Origin of the sequence: Eilatimonas milleporae, assembly GCF_003688555.1 — a bacterium.
Lineage (GTDB): Bacteria > Pseudomonadota > Alphaproteobacteria > Sphingomonadales > Kordiimonadaceae > Eilatimonas > Eilatimonas milleporae.
Genome location: NZ_REFR01000010.1, coordinates 329,082 through 346,004, shown reverse-complemented (window position 1 = coordinate 346,004; position 16,923 = coordinate 329,082). Strand labels below are relative to the sequence as shown.

General features: G+C 62.1%; 17 protein-coding genes. 8 read left to right on the top strand and 9 right to left on the bottom strand.

Going from position 1 to position 16,923, the window contains the following annotated elements; all coding sequences use genetic code 11:
• Positions 1-7: 7 nt before the first annotated feature.
• Positions 8-289: an alpha/beta hydrolase family protein gene (locus tag BXY39_RS06390; protein WP_121938015.1), complete on the top strand. Its 282-nt coding sequence runs from the start codon at positions 8-10 to the stop codon at positions 287-289.
• A gap of 27 nt (positions 290-316) precedes the next feature.
• On the opposite strand, the gene BXY39_RS06385 is transcribed toward BXY39_RS06390, so the two are convergent.
• On the bottom strand, positions 317-1,114 hold the full coding sequence (locus BXY39_RS06385; RefSeq protein ID WP_121938014.1) for a hypothetical protein: 798 nt from the start codon (positions 1,112-1,114) through the stop codon (positions 317-319).
• Between the two features lie 126 nt (positions 1,115-1,240).
• The gene (locus BXY39_RS06380) at positions 1,241-1,687 is read right to left on the bottom strand and encodes a MarR family winged helix-turn-helix transcriptional regulator (RefSeq protein ID WP_121938013.1); all 447 of its coding nucleotides are present in this window, start codon (positions 1,685-1,687) and stop codon (positions 1,241-1,243) included.
• Positions 1,688-1,785: 98 nt separating this feature from the next.
• Here BXY39_RS06380 and BXY39_RS06375 point away from each other — a divergent pair, with 98 nt between their 5' ends.
• The gene (locus tag BXY39_RS06375; protein WP_121938012.1) at positions 1,786-2,598 is read left to right on the top strand and encodes an amidohydrolase family protein; all 813 of its coding nucleotides are present in this window, start codon (positions 1,786-1,788) and stop codon (positions 2,596-2,598) included.
• A gap of 44 nt (positions 2,599-2,642) precedes the next feature.
• Here BXY39_RS06375 and BXY39_RS06370 read toward each other — a convergent pair whose 3' ends face one another.
• The 4 genes from BXY39_RS06370 to BXY39_RS06355 are packed head-to-tail and all read right to left on the bottom strand — an operon-like array spanning position 2,643 to position 6,499.
• Positions 2,643-3,014: a hypothetical protein gene (locus tag BXY39_RS06370; protein ID WP_121938011.1), complete on the bottom strand. Its 372-nt coding sequence runs from the start codon at positions 3,012-3,014 to the stop codon at positions 2,643-2,645.
• The gene (locus BXY39_RS06365) at positions 3,011-4,570 is read right to left on the bottom strand and encodes a GMC oxidoreductase (RefSeq protein ID WP_121938010.1); all 1,560 of its coding nucleotides are present in this window, start codon (positions 4,568-4,570) and stop codon (positions 3,011-3,013) included. Before BXY39_RS06365 ends, BXY39_RS06370 begins: the two co-directional genes overlap by 4 nt.
• The gene (locus tag BXY39_RS06360; protein ID WP_121938009.1) at positions 4,567-6,126 is read right to left on the bottom strand and encodes a M56 family metallopeptidase; all 1,560 of its coding nucleotides are present in this window, start codon (positions 6,124-6,126) and stop codon (positions 4,567-4,569) included. Before BXY39_RS06360 ends, BXY39_RS06365 begins: the two co-directional genes overlap by 4 nt.
• Complete coding sequence (locus tag BXY39_RS06355) at positions 6,113-6,499, bottom strand: BlaI/MecI/CopY family transcriptional regulator (RefSeq protein WP_121938008.1); 387 nt, start codon at positions 6,497-6,499, stop codon at positions 6,113-6,115. The genes BXY39_RS06360 and BXY39_RS06355 overlap by 14 nt, the downstream gene beginning before the upstream one ends.
• A gap of 173 nt (positions 6,500-6,672) precedes the next feature.
• On the opposite strand from BXY39_RS06355, the gene BXY39_RS06350 reads away from it, so the two are divergent.
• Positions 6,673-7,155 (top strand): cupin domain-containing protein, encoded by a 483-nt coding sequence (locus BXY39_RS06350; protein ID WP_121938007.1) that lies wholly within the window; start codon positions 6,673-6,675, stop codon positions 7,153-7,155.
• Positions 7,156-7,241: 86 nt separating this feature from the next.
• Here BXY39_RS06350 and BXY39_RS06345 read toward each other — a convergent pair whose 3' ends face one another.
• Positions 7,242-7,802 (bottom strand): hypothetical protein, encoded by a 561-nt coding sequence (locus tag BXY39_RS06345; protein WP_121938006.1) that lies wholly within the window; start codon positions 7,800-7,802, stop codon positions 7,242-7,244.
• A 104-nt stretch (positions 7,803-7,906) separates the two neighbouring features.
• Positions 7,907-8,932 (bottom strand): type 2 periplasmic-binding domain-containing protein, encoded by a 1,026-nt coding sequence (locus tag BXY39_RS06340; protein WP_121938005.1) that lies wholly within the window; start codon positions 8,930-8,932, stop codon positions 7,907-7,909.
• Between the two features lie 281 nt (positions 8,933-9,213).
• On the opposite strand from BXY39_RS06340, the gene BXY39_RS06335 reads away from it, so the two are divergent.
• The 5 genes from BXY39_RS06335 to BXY39_RS06315 all read left to right on the top strand — a co-directional run bounded on the left by BXY39_RS06335 (position 9,214) and on the right by BXY39_RS06315 (position 13,549).
• Complete coding sequence (locus BXY39_RS06335) at positions 9,214-10,563, top strand: ammonium transporter family protein (RefSeq protein ID WP_121938004.1); 1,350 nt, start codon at positions 9,214-9,216, stop codon at positions 10,561-10,563.
• A 154-nt stretch (positions 10,564-10,717) separates the two neighbouring features.
• The gene (locus tag BXY39_RS06330) at positions 10,718-11,821 is read left to right on the top strand and encodes a ferritin-like domain-containing protein (protein WP_121938003.1); all 1,104 of its coding nucleotides are present in this window, start codon (positions 10,718-10,720) and stop codon (positions 11,819-11,821) included.
• Positions 11,822-11,873: 52 nt separating this feature from the next.
• Positions 11,874-12,449 carry a GNAT family N-acetyltransferase gene (locus tag BXY39_RS06325; RefSeq protein WP_121938002.1) on the top strand — a complete coding sequence of 192 codons (576 nt, stop codon included), beginning with the start codon at positions 11,874-11,876 and terminating at the stop codon, positions 12,447-12,449.
• Positions 12,446-12,955 (top strand): hypothetical protein, encoded by a 510-nt coding sequence (locus BXY39_RS06320; RefSeq protein ID WP_121938001.1) that lies wholly within the window; start codon positions 12,446-12,448, stop codon positions 12,953-12,955. The genes BXY39_RS06325 and BXY39_RS06320 overlap by 4 nt, the downstream gene beginning before the upstream one ends.
• Positions 12,956-13,117: 162 nt before the next feature.
• Positions 13,118-13,549 carry a hypothetical protein gene (locus BXY39_RS06315; protein WP_121938000.1) on the top strand — a complete coding sequence of 144 codons (432 nt, stop codon included), beginning with the start codon at positions 13,118-13,120 and terminating at the stop codon, positions 13,547-13,549.
• Positions 13,550-13,653: 104 nt separating this feature from the next.
• On the opposite strand, the gene BXY39_RS06310 is transcribed toward BXY39_RS06315, so the two are convergent.
• Positions 13,654-16,908, bottom strand: coding sequence for a VPS10 domain-containing protein (locus tag BXY39_RS06310; RefSeq protein WP_170163666.1), 3,255 nt, complete (start codon positions 16,906-16,908; stop codon positions 13,654-13,656).
• Positions 16,909-16,923 lie beyond the last annotated feature (15 nt).

Below are 16,923 nucleotides of genomic sequence, written 5' to 3'. Positions count from 1 at the left end.
GCAAAATATGTATGATGCATACATATTCGCGAACCCGCACACGGCCTCCTGCGGCACAGGACAAATCCGCCTTGCGGCTTGCGCGGTCCCGTTCGCCAACGGGATGGAACTGTACCGGGGCCTGAAGGATGCCGGGGTCCAGACGGAACTGGTGGTTATCGAAAATACAGGCCATGTGATCTCACGGCCGAAGGAACGGCGGGCGGCGATGCAGCAGAATATCCGCTGGTTCGACACCCATCTGTTTGGTGACAGGAAAACGCCCGATCTTGATCTTGTGGACCGGTAAAGCGCGGTTTCACCTGCGCACGCCCGATCAGAAGCCGAGCGGCGGCGGAAAGGGCTTGTCTGCGAACGCCCGGACCATCAGAGAGACGACACCGGCGGTAAACAGCGCCGCTGCCGCCCAGACGAGCGGCACGGCGACAGAGACCGGGAACAGTCGGGCGATCAGCCAGCCGGCCAGCGGCAGGATATGCAGGGCGTGGGTGGCGAAAAAATGCGCCGCGCGCAGGTCACCGCCATCGAGACGCCAGCCGAACAGCGGCCCGCCCGGCCCGTTCGGCGTGCCGCCGAACCGTCCATCGGTGGTGGCCAGCGCCCCGGCGGCGGCCACCGTCAGGACAAAGGTCAGGATCAGTCCCAGGGCCACGGCCAGACGGAAAGCAGGCGACAGCACACTCGCCCCGTCCGCCCAGATGGACAGCCCGTAGACCAGCGCGGCGGACGTCAGAAAAACGGCCAGAAGCCCCATGACCGGATACAGGGCTGCGAGCACGGGATGATCCATATTGAAATGGGAGCGCACGCCGAGTGCGGACGCGGCGCACAGCCATGCCATTTCGATAAAAATGGCGGCGGCAACAGCGGTCACATAAGGGCCATACCAGCCGCTTGAGCGTATCCCGTCAGGCAGCCAGCCGGCAAACCATGCCAGCGTGGCACAATAAAGCGACAGGGACAGGGCGAATTTCAGCGGTTTCAACCAGACGGGGATGCCATCCACCAGCCGGCCGTCCATCCCATACAGGGCACCAAGCGGCAGGATGGCCAGGGCCAGGATCACCGCCGACCACGCAAACACCGGCTCCCTCGAGAGAAAATCGGAGATCATGGCTGTGCTCGCCCCCCATTGCGATAAATGTTAATTGTATTAACACACATGGAAAGGGATACGAGTACGGGCGGCAAGTGGATGACGAAGGGATGCGCAGTCTGTCCCCTGCCCCCATGACCGCGGTCAGTCAGGGCCGGCCGTGCGCGTCTCCACTTTTTGGAAAATGGCGTCGAGTGTGGTGGCCAGACAGGCGGCCGTATCCCCGTCCATGACAGCGTCCATTGCCGCGTTCACGGCCGCGAACGCGGCCCTCGCCTCTGCCTTCGCCCTTTCGCCGGCCGGCGTCAGCGTCAGCTGCCACTGCCGCTTGTCGTGGTCCGCACGGTTGCGGGCGACCAGCCCCATGGCGATCAAACGGGTGACCATCTGCGTCATGGCGGACTCATTCTGGCGGAGCTGCCCGGCGATCCGCTTTTGGCTGGCGGGACGGTTGCTGTCGATCAGTCCGAGCACGGCGGCCTGAGCCGCCGTCACCCCGGCCCCGTCGATCAGGGCATCGTCCGCCGCCCGTTTCAGGGCCGCCGCCGTCGTCTGAAGCAGGAAATAAAGTTTGTGCGTTTTCGCGGACATATGATCGATCCCTGATGGCCGTTGATCCTTGATGTCTGTTCTGACGCAGTGTAGCGTGCGCAATTACTTTAGCACTAAAGTTTTTGGGGAGCCTATCGATGACGACCGTAGATGTCTGGGGACAGATACCGACAGAGCGTATGGCACAGGCGCCCTGGCTTGCCTCCCTGTTGCGGTGGACGGGAAAAACGGCGGCAGACAGCGCCGTTTCCACGGATATGACGCTGAAGGCCATGGATACCGCAGGGGTCGATATCATGCTGCTGTCGGCATGGCACGGACCGGACGGCGCCCTTGTCAGCAATGAGGAGGTGGCCGCCCATATCGATGCGGCCCCGGACCGTTTTCGCGGCCTAGCCGCCGCCGACCTGTCAAACCCCATGCAGGCGGTGCGCGACCTGCGCACATGGGTTGACGGCAAGCGCTTCGTCGGTGTCCGGGTCGTGCCCTGGCTGTGGGACCTGCCGCCGAACGACCGCCGCTATTATCCCGTCTATACGGCCTGCGTCGACCTCGGCGTCCCCTTCTGTACGCAGATCGGCCATACGGGGCCGCTGCTGCGGTCGGAAACCGGGCGTCTCATCCCCTATCTGGAGGATGTGCTGCTGGACTTTCCCGAGTTGAAAGTGGTGGGCGGCCATGTGGGCTTTCCATGGATCGACGAGCTGACCTCGCTGGCTGTCAAATTTCCGAATTTCTTCGTCGATACATCGGCCTATGTGCTGCACCGTCTGCCGCGCGATTTCATCGACTTCATGACGGGACCGGGCAAGGGCCGGGTGATGTTCGGCACGAACTGGCCGATGCTGTCGCCCGAGATGTGCCTGAAGGGACTGTCCCACCTGAACCTGGAGCGGACGGCACAGGACGATTTTCTCGGCCGGACGGCGGAAAAGGTCTTTGGCCTGTAAGGCTAAGACACCGGCCTTGCGGGCCGGTTAAACCGTCCCGCTTTCTAAAGCATCCGTGCCAGCAGGGCGAACAGGCGGCCTTCCGTGTGGGACAGGCGCCAGCCGGCATGGACGAACATCCGTCCCTGTCTGAAATCATCGGCGACAGCGGCCCTGATCGCCGCCATATCCGCCGCCCCTTGCGGAAACAGGGCCTCTCCGGCCGCCATATCCGCCCTCGGGCCGGCGGGGGCGCCGATGGCCTTGCGGTAACTGGCGGCAAGGGCCGTCACCGCTGCGGCGTCAAGACCATCCGCCAGTCCACTTGGCAGCCCATCGGGCAGCGGGTCCGCCGTCATATCCGCGCGGGCGGCAAAAGGATGGGCCGATACCGCCATGAGTGCCGCCAGCACAGCGCGCCGTGAGAGAACCATCATGCCGCCGCCCCCAGTTTTTCCTTCAGATGATCGGCGAGACGAATGGTCAACGCCAGGATCGTCAATGTGGGGTTGGCGATCCCGCTGGTCGGGAAGACCGAAGACCCGGTGATGTAAAGATTTTCGGCATCATGGCATTTCAGGTCGGCGTCGACGATACCGGTGGCGGGGTCGGCATGCATCCGCGTCGTCCCCATATGGTGCCGTGACGGCAACATCGCCGACACCGCGTCATCCCGGCCGATGGGACAGGCCACGCGCCCGGCATGGGCCGCGCCCAACTCGCGGGCGAAGCCATCGACGGAGCGTTCAAACCCCTCCAGGTCGGCCGCCCCGTATTCCCAGTGCAGGTGAATGCGCGGCAGGCCCAGGGCGTCCACCTCATCTCCGAGGGTGACGCGGCTCATCGGGTTGGGCATGTTTTCGGTCATGAAATAACAGGAACAGTCGGCATCCGCCCTGTCCGTGGCGCGCGCGGCGGTATCGGCGCCGTCCAGGCGCGCGGCCAGCGTCTGAAGCGCGCGGTCTTCAGCGTCCGCCCCTTTTTCCGTGACATCCATGGTAACGGTGAAGGCACCGCAGTGATACCGGGCCTGACCGGCAAGCGTGGTGCCGAGGACGGCATGCGGAGCCTCGTCCACCCCGCGGTCGACATAAAGGCTGAGCGGACCGGGCGGATCGGAGAAATACACACGCGTGGCCGCGCGGCCGTCGTCGCGGTTCTTCAGGATCACGGTGTGGCCCTGAAAATAGCGTCCCAGCGCGTCCGAACGGGCGCCGAAACGGGCGGCGTTCAGGACATTCGCCGCCATCAGCAAACGGGCGTTTTCAATACCGCCGCAGGCCAGAACATAGACAGCGCCGCGCGCCACATAGCGCTTGCCGTCCAGGGTGGCGATGCCAATTCCTTCCAGGCGGGCGCCGTCAGGGGAAAACCTGCAATCGATTGCATTGGCATGCAGATAGACGGATATGTTGGCCGCGTCTGTGAACCCGTAAAGAAACTCGTCAAAATGCGGGGTGTCGGCATAGCTGGTCACTTTGGTATAGGTGCGGGGCAGCGATGCCACATGGACCGAACCGTTGATGTCCAGAGGCGGCCTGCCCTCATGCCGGGGTTCGGCATAGTCCTTGTCGAAACGGGGGATCGACAGCAGATCGCAGGCCCGGTCGTAATAGGGTTGCAGATCGTCCCGGCTGACGGGCCAGCCACTGTCCCTGATCCAGGGACGGGCCGCGAAATCGGCCGGGTCCAACGGCACGCATTTGCCGCCCCACCAGTGGCTGGAGCCGCCATACAGGCGGGCACGGGAGGTGACGGGATAGTCGCCGATGTCCCGTTCCACGCCGTTGCCGTCAGACAGGGTTGCGGTCCCTTCATAAAGGTCCTGCGTTGCCTCCTCCATCTCAAGGCCGCCGGATTCCAGAATGGCCACGGTTTTTTCCGCGCCGGCCCATTCCCGGGCCAGGGTGATGCCGGCCATGCCGCCGCCGATGATCACGATGTCGGCGACGATTTCAGCACCGGGCTCCAGATCGCGGATGTCGGTGATCATTGCTCTTTCCCCACCGGGCGGGCGCCCTGCCCGACCAGGAAACGCGCCATACCGTCATGATCAAATCTTTGCGCCTGACCGAGGGGGGACCGCATGTCGGGAGAGCCCGGCCCGCGGTTTCCGGAATCGACGGTCAGATTGACATCCGCCCCGTGCGCGACCAGATAGCGCGCAATCTCCAGACGGCCCCGTGCCGCCGCGTTGATCAGCGGTGTTTCATCGCCGGGCACATAGGCATTGACGTCGGCCCCGTTCTCAATCAGCAGCCTGACAATATCCATATGCCCGCGTGCCGCTGCCATGATCAGGGGGTTGCCGTCGCCGGGCGCGGCACGGTTCACATCGGCCCCGGCCGCGATCAGCATGGTGGTAACATCGGTCTGCCCCTGCTGGGCGGCAACCACCAGCGGCGTACCGTCGCCGCGCAGATAATAATCCACATCCGCGCCGGCCTCGACCAGAATGCGGGCCTCATCATACAGTCCGTCTTTCAGGGCGGTCACCAGGGTGCGGCCATGAATGGACCGGAGGGTTGGGCCGTCCCCCTCCCCGTCGGTGGCATCGGTGGCATCGTCCTCTGCCGTGGCGGCGGACAGGATATAAACCGTTTCCGCCGGCCGGGCCGTCCAGACAGCCGCCACGGCCATGGCGGCGGACAGAACACACACACCCGCACCGAGCCGCCAGCGGTGCACGGGCGGTACGGCCTTGTCCAGGCGGGCGATACGCTGCTTCAATATGACGGCTCCCTTCGGAGGCCAGGCGCAGGCCAGCGGCCCCATCTGCGATGCCAGTTGGGCTTTCAACATGGCCTCGGCATAGGTGCGGCGGTGCCGGCCGTATTTCCGCATCACGCCTTCGTCGCAGGCCAGTTCCTGATCCACCTTCAGAAAATGAAACGCGGTGTAAAACAGGGGATTGAACCAGTTTATGCATCTCATCAACGCGGCAAGGGCGAGAACCGTCATATCCTTTGAACGGATATGCTGATATTCATGTTGAATAATAAGATGACGCTCCAGCCCATTATAATATCTTGTAAAATTAGCAGGAAGAACTACCCTGTTTTTCAGCAAGCCGACAACAAAGGGACCGACCGTGTCGCTGCCTGATATGTGAAGGCCGGGACCAAGCCGGTGCAGACCGTGCCGACGCAAAAAACGGCGCTGCCTGTATAACAACACTCCGACGCTCACCAGAAAACCGACCGCCCACAGGACGGCGACCTGCGAAGCCAGCAGCTCAAAGGGCAGTGCGCGCGACAGGGAGGCGGCCGCCTCCCCGCCCTGCGCCGCCATATCGATACCCTGCGGCAAAACCGGCTCAATGACCTTTAGCTCCGATGCGGGCGCTGGGGCGGTCACGGTGGTAAAAATACGGCGCGCCGGCAGGAAAGCGGCCAGAAAGGCCGCCGGCACGATCATCCAGAACGCATAGGCGATACGGGCGCCGAACAGGTGCCGCAGGGTGCCGCGCAGGGCAAGAACCAGCAGGATGGCCGCGCTGGCCGACAGCGTGGCCCGCAGCATCAGGTTCAGAACATCAACGGTCGTCATTTTCCAACTCCCCGATCAGGCGTTTCAGTTCGGCGATATCGTCAGCGCTCAACTGTTCATGCCTGGAAAAATGCGTCAGCAGGTTGGAGACCTGCCCCCCGAACAGACGGTCGATCAAACCGCGCCCCTCGGCACTCAGATAGTCCGCCCTGGCAAGGACGGGGCTGTAGAGATAGCGCCTGCCGTCCCGCTCGGCCGAAATCGCCTGTTTGGCCAAAAGACGGTTCAAAAGGGATTTCACCGTGCCGGTGCTCCAGTCCCGTCCTTCTGTCACCTTTGCCGTGATGTCCTCGGCGCTTAAGGGATGACGGGACCACAGCACCTCCATGACCGCGCTTTCAGCCTCGCTGATATGTTTGTGTTTCCATGCCATGGCGTACTGATTACAGGCGTAAACACTGAAGTCAAGAAGATTGTTTACAAATGTAAACAGAATGTACCGGCCCTGCTCCGTCAGCCTTTCGTTGTGAGAGACTTGTCTTGAAGCCCTTCATACCGGATTTTATTCCGTCACATGATCGCCGCCCACTCAGGAAAGGCCCGCCGATGACAGACACACCCCTCCCGCCGCTGGCCGTCACGGCCCTGGATGTGGCACCGCGCACCAGAAAATCCGTCTATCCCGCCGTCTTCGCCGCCCGTGTCGATGGGCGGGAAAAACGGCAGCTCGGCGATGTGTTCGGATTGTCCGCTTTTGGTGTCAACCTGACCGTTCTGGCGCCGGGCGGCCAGTCAGCGCTGATGCACCGCCACACGAAACAGGATGAGTTCGTTTACATACTGGAAGGCACCCCCACCCTGATCACGGACGACGGCGAGCAGACCCTGGAGCCCGGCATGTGCGCCGGCTTTCCCGCCGGCGGCCGGGCGCACCATCTGGTCAATCGCGGCAAAATCCGTGTCGTCTATCTGGAAATCGGCGACCGCATCGCCGGTGACGCCGCCAGTTATCCAAAGGACGATCTGGCGGCCCACCTGGGTCCGGACGGCAGTTGGCAGTTCACCCATAAGGATGGCCGCCCTTACTGACGGGCCAAGGGTTTGGCGGCCAAGGTCAAGCGGTCAGGGATTAGGGATTGACGGATAAAGGTTTGATGGGGGCGGGATGAACCGGGTCAGGCCGGGCCACCGGCCTTCTCGCGCCGGCAGAGGGCGCGCCAGCGCCTCTGCCGCCAGCGGTAGAAGACCTGGGCAAAGGCCCAGATGAAGGGCGTCAAGACCCCGGCGGCGATGTCCACCCGGTCACGGTACTCGGTGCGGCCGTCGCTGCGCGGCACCATGATGATCCAGTGATCCCACATCCGCACCAGATCGCCGGACCCGTTGTCGCGCACCAACCGGGCCCCCGGCGGGTCCGCCGCCCCGGCACGGGGAAAGCTGACCACAATCCATTGTCGCCCCATCGGCACCAGTCCGAGAAAGGCCATGGCCACCCGGTAGCGCACGCCGGGCGCTTCCTCAGCCCGCGCCCTGTCCGGTGCCGTGTCTGATTCTGTTTCCGGCTTTGTTTCTGGCTCTGTTTTTGGCCATACCTCCGGCCACCGGGGCGGGTCTATGGGGCGAAACCGCAGCAAAGGGGCGGAAATATATGTCAGGGTCCGCGGTTGCCTGACCAGCGCCCAGGCCCGGTCCATGGGTATATCCAGAATACAGTCGATCTCGACACGCCAGGGCATAACCCCACCTATCCCGCCGTTTCAGAAAAAGGATCGCCCGCATGCAGCAAAGGCTTTGGTTCCCTTGTCGCAGTTTATGCCAGGGGCCGAACAGGGCCAAGCCGCTATTCGGCAAGGGGCAGTGCCTCGCCATAGGCAAAGGCCTCCGGCCCGTGGAAACCGGCTTTCGGATAGGCGCTGGAGGCCACCGCCAGCAGATACTCGAGAAAAACCTCCCGCACCGGTGACGGCACCGTGCGCATGGCGGGCGCCACCGCGATTGTCTGACCGAAGGGCGCGGCGCCGGGCACCGTGACCGCCCGCAGGCGATCCGGATAGGCCAAGGCGTAAAAGGCCGCCAAATGTCCGAAAATCACCCCGCCGTCCGCCAGTCCGTTCAGCAGCGCATAGGGAATATCACGGTGTTGAATGCCAAGCCGTCCGGGAAAGGCACCGATATCGCGCCGCAACAGGCGCACGGCTTCCGGCGCACCGATCAGGTCCTGAAGTGTGTGCTCATACTGCCTGCGGGCTCCGGCTTCCTGCGGTGTGGCGATGGCAAGACGCTGTACGCCGGCGGCAAAACCACCCAAATCGTCGCGTGCCATATCCCTTCGGACAAGCAGGCCAAGCCCTTTGTGCCGGGCGAAAATTCGTGCCTTGCCAGCGACCAGGCCCTGACCGGCCAGCCGCCGCAGCGGCCCGGCCCCGCCAACGACCAGATCGGGGAAGACAGGCGTGTCCGGGGCCAGCGGGATCACGGCATTGCCGAGGCGCAACCGTCCCCCTTCCAGCGCATGCACGATCATGACCTGCGGCAGGGTCACCACCAGAATGTCCGCAGGCGACAGATCGCAGGCCCCGGTATCGGCACACCAGCGGGGAAACCCGTCCAATGCCAGCGGCAGGAACACAGGATAATGATTGCCCTCGGTGAAAATGGTCAGCCGCGCCGATCCGTCGACGGGGCCGACAATGTCGGGGACGGTGTTGGTATGCCCGTTCAGCACAAGACCGCCGCCCAAAGGCCCGTAGCGGGGCCAGTCGACCGGCTGCGCCATTACCGCCGTACCGGCGCACAAGGCACAAAGCATCCATGTCAGCCATTGCCCGACATGGATTTTTCTCAACAGCGTCAGTGTCACGTCCATTGCCCCAGTCTCTGTGTCCCGGTCTCTGCCGTCATACCTGTGCGCGCTATCATATAGGGCGGACCAGCGTCATATCGAACGGCCTTTCGGGGTAGCCCCGTCCTGAGCCGGCACTCACCCCGCCCCACATGCCCAAAAAATGTGCACCGCACAAAATATGAACACTCCGCCGGTCCGGTGGATAACAATAGTTCTTTTTTTATAATGATTTAGGAAATTAATGATATTGGCACGCCGGCTGCAATACCGGCCGTCACGCGTGTTTCATGCGATGAAGGGGGATGCAGATGGCTGCCACGAAACGCCTTGTTCTTGTTACTGCCGCGGTTCTCGGCACGGGACCCGCCGCCTGGGCGGATGCTGGCGTGTCGGCGGAAACAGGATATCTGCTCAGCACCCTGCTTTTTCTGATGGGCGGTTTTCTGGTCATGTGGATGGCAGCCGGCTTCACCATGCTGGAAGCCGGCCTTGTGCGCGTGAAAAATGTGGCCGATATTTGCCTTAAAAATATTTCTTTATATTCATTATCTTGCATCATGTTTTTAATAATCGGATATAACTTGATGTATAGCGGTGTGGGCGAAGGTTTCGGCGCCGGCCTCGTAGGTCTGCCAAGCCTTTGGGGCGGCGATGACAGCGCCGTTCTCAACGATACACCGGATTTCAGCGCCGCGCCCTATGCGGCCGGTTCGGACTTTTTCTTTCAGATGGTTTTTGTTGCGACAACGGCATCGATCGTGTCCGGCACGGTGGCCGAACGCGTCCGCCTGTTTCCGTTTCTGGTCTTCGTCGCGGTGCTGGCGGGCCTGATCTATCCGGTCGAAGGGGCCTGGCACTGGGGCGGCGGGTGGCTGGCCGGTATGGGGTTCGCCGATTTCGCCGGGTCGACCGTGGTGCATGCGGCCGGTGGCTGGGCGGCCCTGACAGGTGCGCTGATCCTGGGGCCTAGGCGCGGACGCTACACACCGGCCGGCCAGATACGGCCCATGCCGGGCTCCAACCTGCCGATGGCAACGCTTGGCACCTTTATTCTGTGGGTCGGGTGGTTTGGCTTCAACGGGGCCTCGCAGCTGGCCTTTGCCAGTGCCGGGGATGCCGTGGCGGTTTCCAATATTTTCGTCAATACCAACATGGCGGCCAGCGGCGGGGTGATCGCGGCCATGGCAGCGACCAAGCTGATCTACAGGAAAACGGACCTGTCCATGGTGTGCAACGGAGCGCTCGCCGGCCTCGTTTCCATCACGGCCGGGCCGGATACGCCCGCCCCGATCATCGCCATGCTGATCGGGGCCGTCGGCGGTGTGATCGTGGTGCTGACGGTGCCGCTTCTGGACCGGCTGAAAATCGACGACGTCGTCGGTGCCATCCCGGTGCATCTGCTGTGCGGCATCTGGGGCACCCTGGCGGTGCCGCTGACCAATGACGATGCGTCTTTCACGATACAACTGGCAGGTGTTGCCGCTGTCGGGGCTTTTGTCGGAGTGACCAGCGCTGTCACATGGCTGATCCTGAAGATGACTGTCGGCATCCGGCTGCATCAGGAAGACGAGGCCTCGGGCGCGGACCTAGCCGAACTGGGGCTTGAGGCCTATCCGGAATTTGGCAGCGGATCACAAAAACTGCGTTACTGAACCCCACCCTCCCTGCGGGCGCGGGCGCCCGCCTCCCTCCCTCATGGGGTTCAGCCCGGGGCGTCTTGCAACCAAGAGGTTTGCAAGACGCCCCGATATTTATTAGACTGCGGAGTCTAGATTGCTGTGTTCGGGAGGAAAGGGAGAGAGAACCATGGCATTGGACCCCATCTATGCACGGGCCCTGGACGGCGCCCAGTGGGATGTCCCGCAGGATTACGACGCGCTGTTCGACTGGCATTACAGCGACGACCGCAAGGACCTGCTCAATCTGTACAACAAGGGAAAGACCATGCAGTGGGACACCGAGTCCCGCATCGACTGGTCCGTCGATCTCGACCCCGACAACCCTCAGGGCATGCCGATTGAGTTTTTCCCGCTTTACGGCGCCGATTTCTTTATGAAAATGTCGCCGAAGGAACAGGGTGTACTGCGCCATCACCAGCAGGCCTGGTCGGTATCGCAGTTTCTGCACGGTGAGCAGGGCGCCCTGCTGTGCTCCGCCAAGATCGTCACCAATGTGCCGGATACGGAGGCGAAATTCTACGCATCGACCCAGGTGATGGATGAAGCCCGCCATGTGGAAACCTATAAAAAACTGCTGGAAAAGATCGGCACCGCCTACCCCATCACCGGGCCGCTGAAGACGCTTCTGGATCAGGTGATGCGGGACAGCCGCTGGGACATGACCTATCTGGGCATGCAGGTGGTGATCGAGGGGCTGGCGCTGGCCGCCTTTGCATCCATCCGCGACAATGCACAGAATCCGCTGGCGTCCGCCGTCAATGCCTATGTCATGCAGGATGAAGCCCGTCATGTGGCCTTTGGCCGGCTGGCCCTGCGGGAGTATTATCCCCAACTGACCCAGGCCGAGCGGGACGAGCGCGAGGAATTCCTGGTCGAGGCCTGCTATCACATGCGCGACCGGTTTCAGGCGACGGAGGTCTGGGACAATCTGGGCCTGGACGTCAAGGCATGCGCCGAACATCTCCACAACAGCCACACGATGAAGATTTTCCGCACCGCCCTGTTCAGCCGGATCGTTCCCATCGTCAAGGATATCGGCCTGTGGGGCGATAAAATCAGGCACGGGTACGAACAGATGGGCATTCTTGGCTTTGCCAATGTGGACATCGACGCGATGCAGGATAATGATATGAAAGTGGCCGCGGAACATGACGCCCGCCGTGACGAGGCCAAGCGTAAAGTCCATGTGGATGAGACCATCGAACTGGGCAAGACCGCCGCGGCGGAGTAAACCGCGCCACAAGCGTACGAGGCGGGCATAACGGAGCAAAGACCCGCCCGCCATGACGCCCACAGACAGAACCTTCCACATCGCCGATGATTTCCACCCCGGCGATGTGGCCCCCATTGTCGCCCTGCACATGGCTTATTATGGCCCGTTATGGGGGCTTGGCCGTGTTTTTGAGAAAAGTGTCCGGCGCGGCCTGGATGATTTTGCCCGCCGCTTCACCCCCGGACAGGATGGGGCCTGGCTGGTGCGGGACAGAGACGGCGCCCCGCACGGCAGCCTGTTTATCGACCGCCGGGGACCCGAAGACCCGACACCGGACAGGCCGGAGACCGCGTTTCTCAGATGGTTCATCATGGGGGAACGATGCCGGGGAACCGGACTGGGCCGCCGGATGGTTGCAGCCGCAGCGGCCTTCTGCGATGAAAAGGGCCATGACTGCCGCCTTTATACCTTCCCCGGTCTGAAAGCGGCACGGCGCCTTTATGAAAGCGCCGGTTTCCGTCTGACCCATGAAACGCCCGACACCCTGTGGGGCCCGGACATGATGAAGCAGACATTCATCCGGCGGCAAGGCGCATCGTGGCAGGATAGTGCCATAAAACACCCCCTTACCGGAGCAGAGACATGACAGCATCCCGCAACCGGACACCGCGCCCGACGGCCGCCTTCGGCCTTGTCCTTGGCCTTATGGCCATCTTTGCCAGACCCCCTGCCCTGCCAGCGTCCGACACCGGTCAGGCAGACATGCTGTGCGAGGCATACGGCGCCATCGGTTTCGCCGTGGCGGATTTCATGCTGCCGATGAGCCTGCAACAGATCGTCAACATGGCGTCGGGGGCCTCGCCCCAGCAGATGGAGATTTTCTCCGCCAACATGCAGCAGGTGCTGGCGGGTCCCTATGCCGATGCCCTGCGTCAGGCCGGCCCGGACGCCGGCGGACTGTTCGGCCAGTTCGGCGGCGACGCGGCCATGGGCCTGCTGATGCAGGGCCGGGCCACGTCGGCGGACCAGTTGCGCACGGTGATGATACAACAGTGCAATACGGTCGGGTCCGCCAAATTGCTGGAGGATATGCGCACCGCCCGCCGCGAAATTGAAAAGCAGATCACGGAACAGCAGAACAGCCGGCCGTAAATCAGCGGCTGTGCGTACTGTCCGGACTTAACAAACGGGTATAGCGCGTGAACTCAGTCGACTGAGTGCCAACCCGGCTCCCGGTCATTGGAATAAGCCTCAACAGCCGGTATTTTGAGGCGCCGCCCACCCGGTCATTTTCAACAGAAGAGGTCCCGTCATATGTCCGTATCCCGTCTCCTCGCTGCATCCATCCTGGCCACCGGCCTGACCATCGGCCCGAATGCGACGGCCCAGGACACCTACTGCCAAGGCTATGGCAGCATCGGAAAAGAATCAGCAAATTTTATACTGTCACTGACCATGAAAGAGCTGTTGGTTATTATGCATGGAGATTCGAAGGAATTCGCCAAAGATACTCTTACAAACCTGCCAAAGGTTTTGCCTCCGGAGGCCATGGAAGTCTGGGAGGACAGTTTAAACACGAACAGCGGGGCTGTCATTGGAAACGCTTTCAAGGATGCAATAAATCTATTACTTGCAGGAAAGGCGAAAAGTGCCGAAGAGGTCTACTCGATGATGACGTGGCAGTGTGTCAGCTTTGGCAAGGAAAGGTTTATCGAAATGGTCCTGGAAAAAATGAAGAATAAATAACAGGATTGAAAAGCGGGTTTGTTTTTCCGAGGGCCTTTAAATTTTAAGAAAAGGGGCGGGTGGAACCCGCCCCTTTGATCATTGTTCTGACCAGACCTGCCTCGTCAGTTCTGAGGCATCTCGACAGCGCCAGTGTCGCTGAGCAAGCCAAGACCGAGGTCGGCGGCCTCCTGCCTCAGGGGCAAAACCGTATCGGTGAAGGCCGCGTTTACCTCCGGCAGGATACGGGACAGTTTCACCCGCGCGTGCTCCACATAAGCCATATTGGCGGCATTGGGTGCCCCCTGGGCCATGCCAGTGAACCATCCGGCGAGACCGACGGCGGTTTCCACACTGGTGTCGCGGATAATGCCGACGGTTTTCGGCGGTGTGCGCAGTTTCTTTTCCAGAGTTTTGAGGCTGTCCCTGACCTCGCCGATTTTCTTGGCAAAGTCTGTGTAGGGCTTTTTCGCCTCGTCGTCCTCCGCCCTGCCGGCCGCGTCGCCGGCCAGATCCGACAGCACCTTCAAATCGCCGTAAGCCTGCAGGATACGATTGACCGCCTTGACCAGGCTCTCACGCAGAGCAACTGTCTGCTTCTGTGCGGTTAACCGAGTTTCCAGAGCGGCCATGTCGGTCCGGATGCGCGGGTCCGCCTGGACCGTCAGGGTCCCCTCGACACTGTCGTCGCCCAGTGTCAGGGTAAAGCCGTAATCGCCCGGCAGGACCGGCGGACCCCACGGAGCCTCGCCCTTGGCGTCCGCCAGTTTGAGCAGGCGATCATGGTTCATGTTCCAGGCAAGCCGGTTGATCCCCTGTTGCAGGGTGACGTCCCGTTCCTGAATGACGGCACCATCGGCGTCCGTGATGACAAGTTTGGCTTTCGGCGGTTCCTTCGCACCACCATTGTCACCGCCACGGGTGTTTGCGGCACGCATATTTTTGCGCGCCCGCTCGGCCTCATCATCCGGGTGCGGCAGGTCATCGCCCGAGGCCATCACGGTGATCCAGGCGCCGCGCGCCGGGTTCTCACCGCGAAACTCGCCGGCGCCGGGGAAGCGTTCGCCGCCAGTCTGTTTGACGATATACTGGATGCCGGGCGTTGTATCCAGAAGGCTGAGCCGGTCTTCAAACGCCGTTTCGGTCAGCCCGCGCAGGGCAGCGTAATCGTCAATCACATAGGCCGCGCGGCCATGGGTTGCGACCACAAGATCGGTTTCCCGTTCCTGAATGGCCAGATCCATGACGGATGCCGTCGGAATACCGGCCGTCCACTTGAACCAGTCGCCACCGGCATTGGTCGATACCCACAAGCCGAACTCGGTACCGAGGAACAGCAGATTGGCATCCACCGGGTCCTGCTTGATGGACAGGGCATAGCCGGACACGGCATCGCCGTCGGCGATGCGTACCCAGCGACGACCGTAATTTTCCACCCGGAAGGCATAGGGTGACATATCGCCGCGTCGGTGATTGTCGAACACCACAAAGGCAACGGACGGATCATGGGGCGACGGCTCGATATGGGGAACCCAGCTGCCCTCAGGCACGCCGCGTGCCCGGCGACGGCCGATGTCCTCCCATGTGGCCCCGCCGTCACGGGTCAGATGCACACGGCCATCGTCGGTGCCGACCCACAGCAGGTCTTTCTGCAAGGGGCTGGGCACAATGGCGACAATGCTGTTGAAGTTTTCAGCCCCGGTTACATCGGGTGTGATGCCGCCCACTTCGTCATATTTCTGATGGTCAGGATTGTTGGTGGTCAGGTCCGCCGAAATAATGGTCCAGTCATCGCCCATATTGGTGGACTTGTGGACGAACTGGCTGCCGAAGTAGATGGTTTTGTCATCGAACGGATCCTGGGCGATCGCGGCATTCCAGTTGAAGCGCAGCTCGGTATCGGCATCCGGGGCTGCCGGGCGGATCACGGTCCGCCCGCCGGTATTCATATCCCAGCGGACGACGAAGCCCTCCTGGCTCATGGCATAACCGCGCGTGGTGTCCCCGGGCAGAGGCCGCGTGTCAAAGCCGTCACCGAAGGCCACTTCCTGCCAGTGATGATTGCGGATGCCGCCATTTTCCCAGACCTCGCTGGGTCCCTGCCAGCTGCCGTTGTCCTGCAGGCCGCCATAGACATTGTAGGGCTGCGCGTCATCCACCCACACATGATAAAACTGGGCCAGCGGCAGGTTGAAAGCATAGCGCCATGTCTTGCCTGCATTCCAGCTGATGCCGATGCCGCCGTCATTGCCGTTGATCATATGTTTGGGATTATTGGGGTTGATCCATAACGCATGGTGGTCGGGATGCAGATCGGCATAGGTGATCCAGTTGCGGAAGCTTTTGCCGCCGTCCTCGGAAATCCGCGCCAGTGAACTGAGCTGATAGATGCGCAAGGGATTGCCAGGGTCGACACGAATGTCTGCATAGTAAAAGGGGCGCGGGTTGACGTCGTGGCTTTTGTTGATCGTCGTCCAGCTATGGCCGCCATCGACGGATTTGATCAGGGCGCTTTTTTCCGCCTCGACCACGGCATAGAGAATGTTCGGTTCGCTGGCCGCGAACCCGACACCGATCCGACCCAGATCACCCTCCGGCAGGCCGTCGGCGGCCGTCAGGCGTTTCCAGGTATCGCCGCCGTCAACGGACAGGAACAGGCCGCTGCCCTCACCGCCGGACTTGAAGGTGTAGGGCCGGCGCTGGAATTCCCACAGGGCGGCAACGAGTTTGTTGGGGTTGGACGGGTCGATCACCAGATCGGCAACACCGGTACGGTCATTACCGCCCAGAACCTGTCGCCATGTCCGGCCGCCATCGGTGGTTTTATAGACACCGCGCTCGCCGCCCGCGCTCCACAAACGGCCCATGGCGCCAACCCAGACGGTATCCGGATCCGTCGGATGCAGGACGATGCGGTGAATACGCTCGGAAGTTTCAAGCCCCATGCGTGCCCAGCTTTTGCCACCGTCCAGCGATTTGAACACACCGCCACCGATGGAGGTAGAATTGCGGGGATTGCCCTCGCCCGTGCCGATCCAGACGATATCGGGGTTTTGCTGATTCACCCGGATCGCCCCGACGGACGCCACCGGCTGATCATCGAAAATCGGCTGGAAGGTGACACCGCCATCCATCGATTTCCACGCGCCGCCCGTGGCGGCCCCGACAAAAATCGTGTCGGGGTCGTCAACCAGGGCATCGACGCTGGCGATGCGGCCGCTCATGGTCGCGGGGCCGATGCTGCGGGCCTTCAGGCCCGCCATCAGATCGGCGTCCATATCCGCCTGCACCTGCACCGACAGGCCGGCAGTCGCCACCAGTCCGCCCATGGCAAGGGCCATGGCCGCGAAGACGGGCTTCAGGGCCGTTTTTGCCGTCATATACATTGTGGCCTG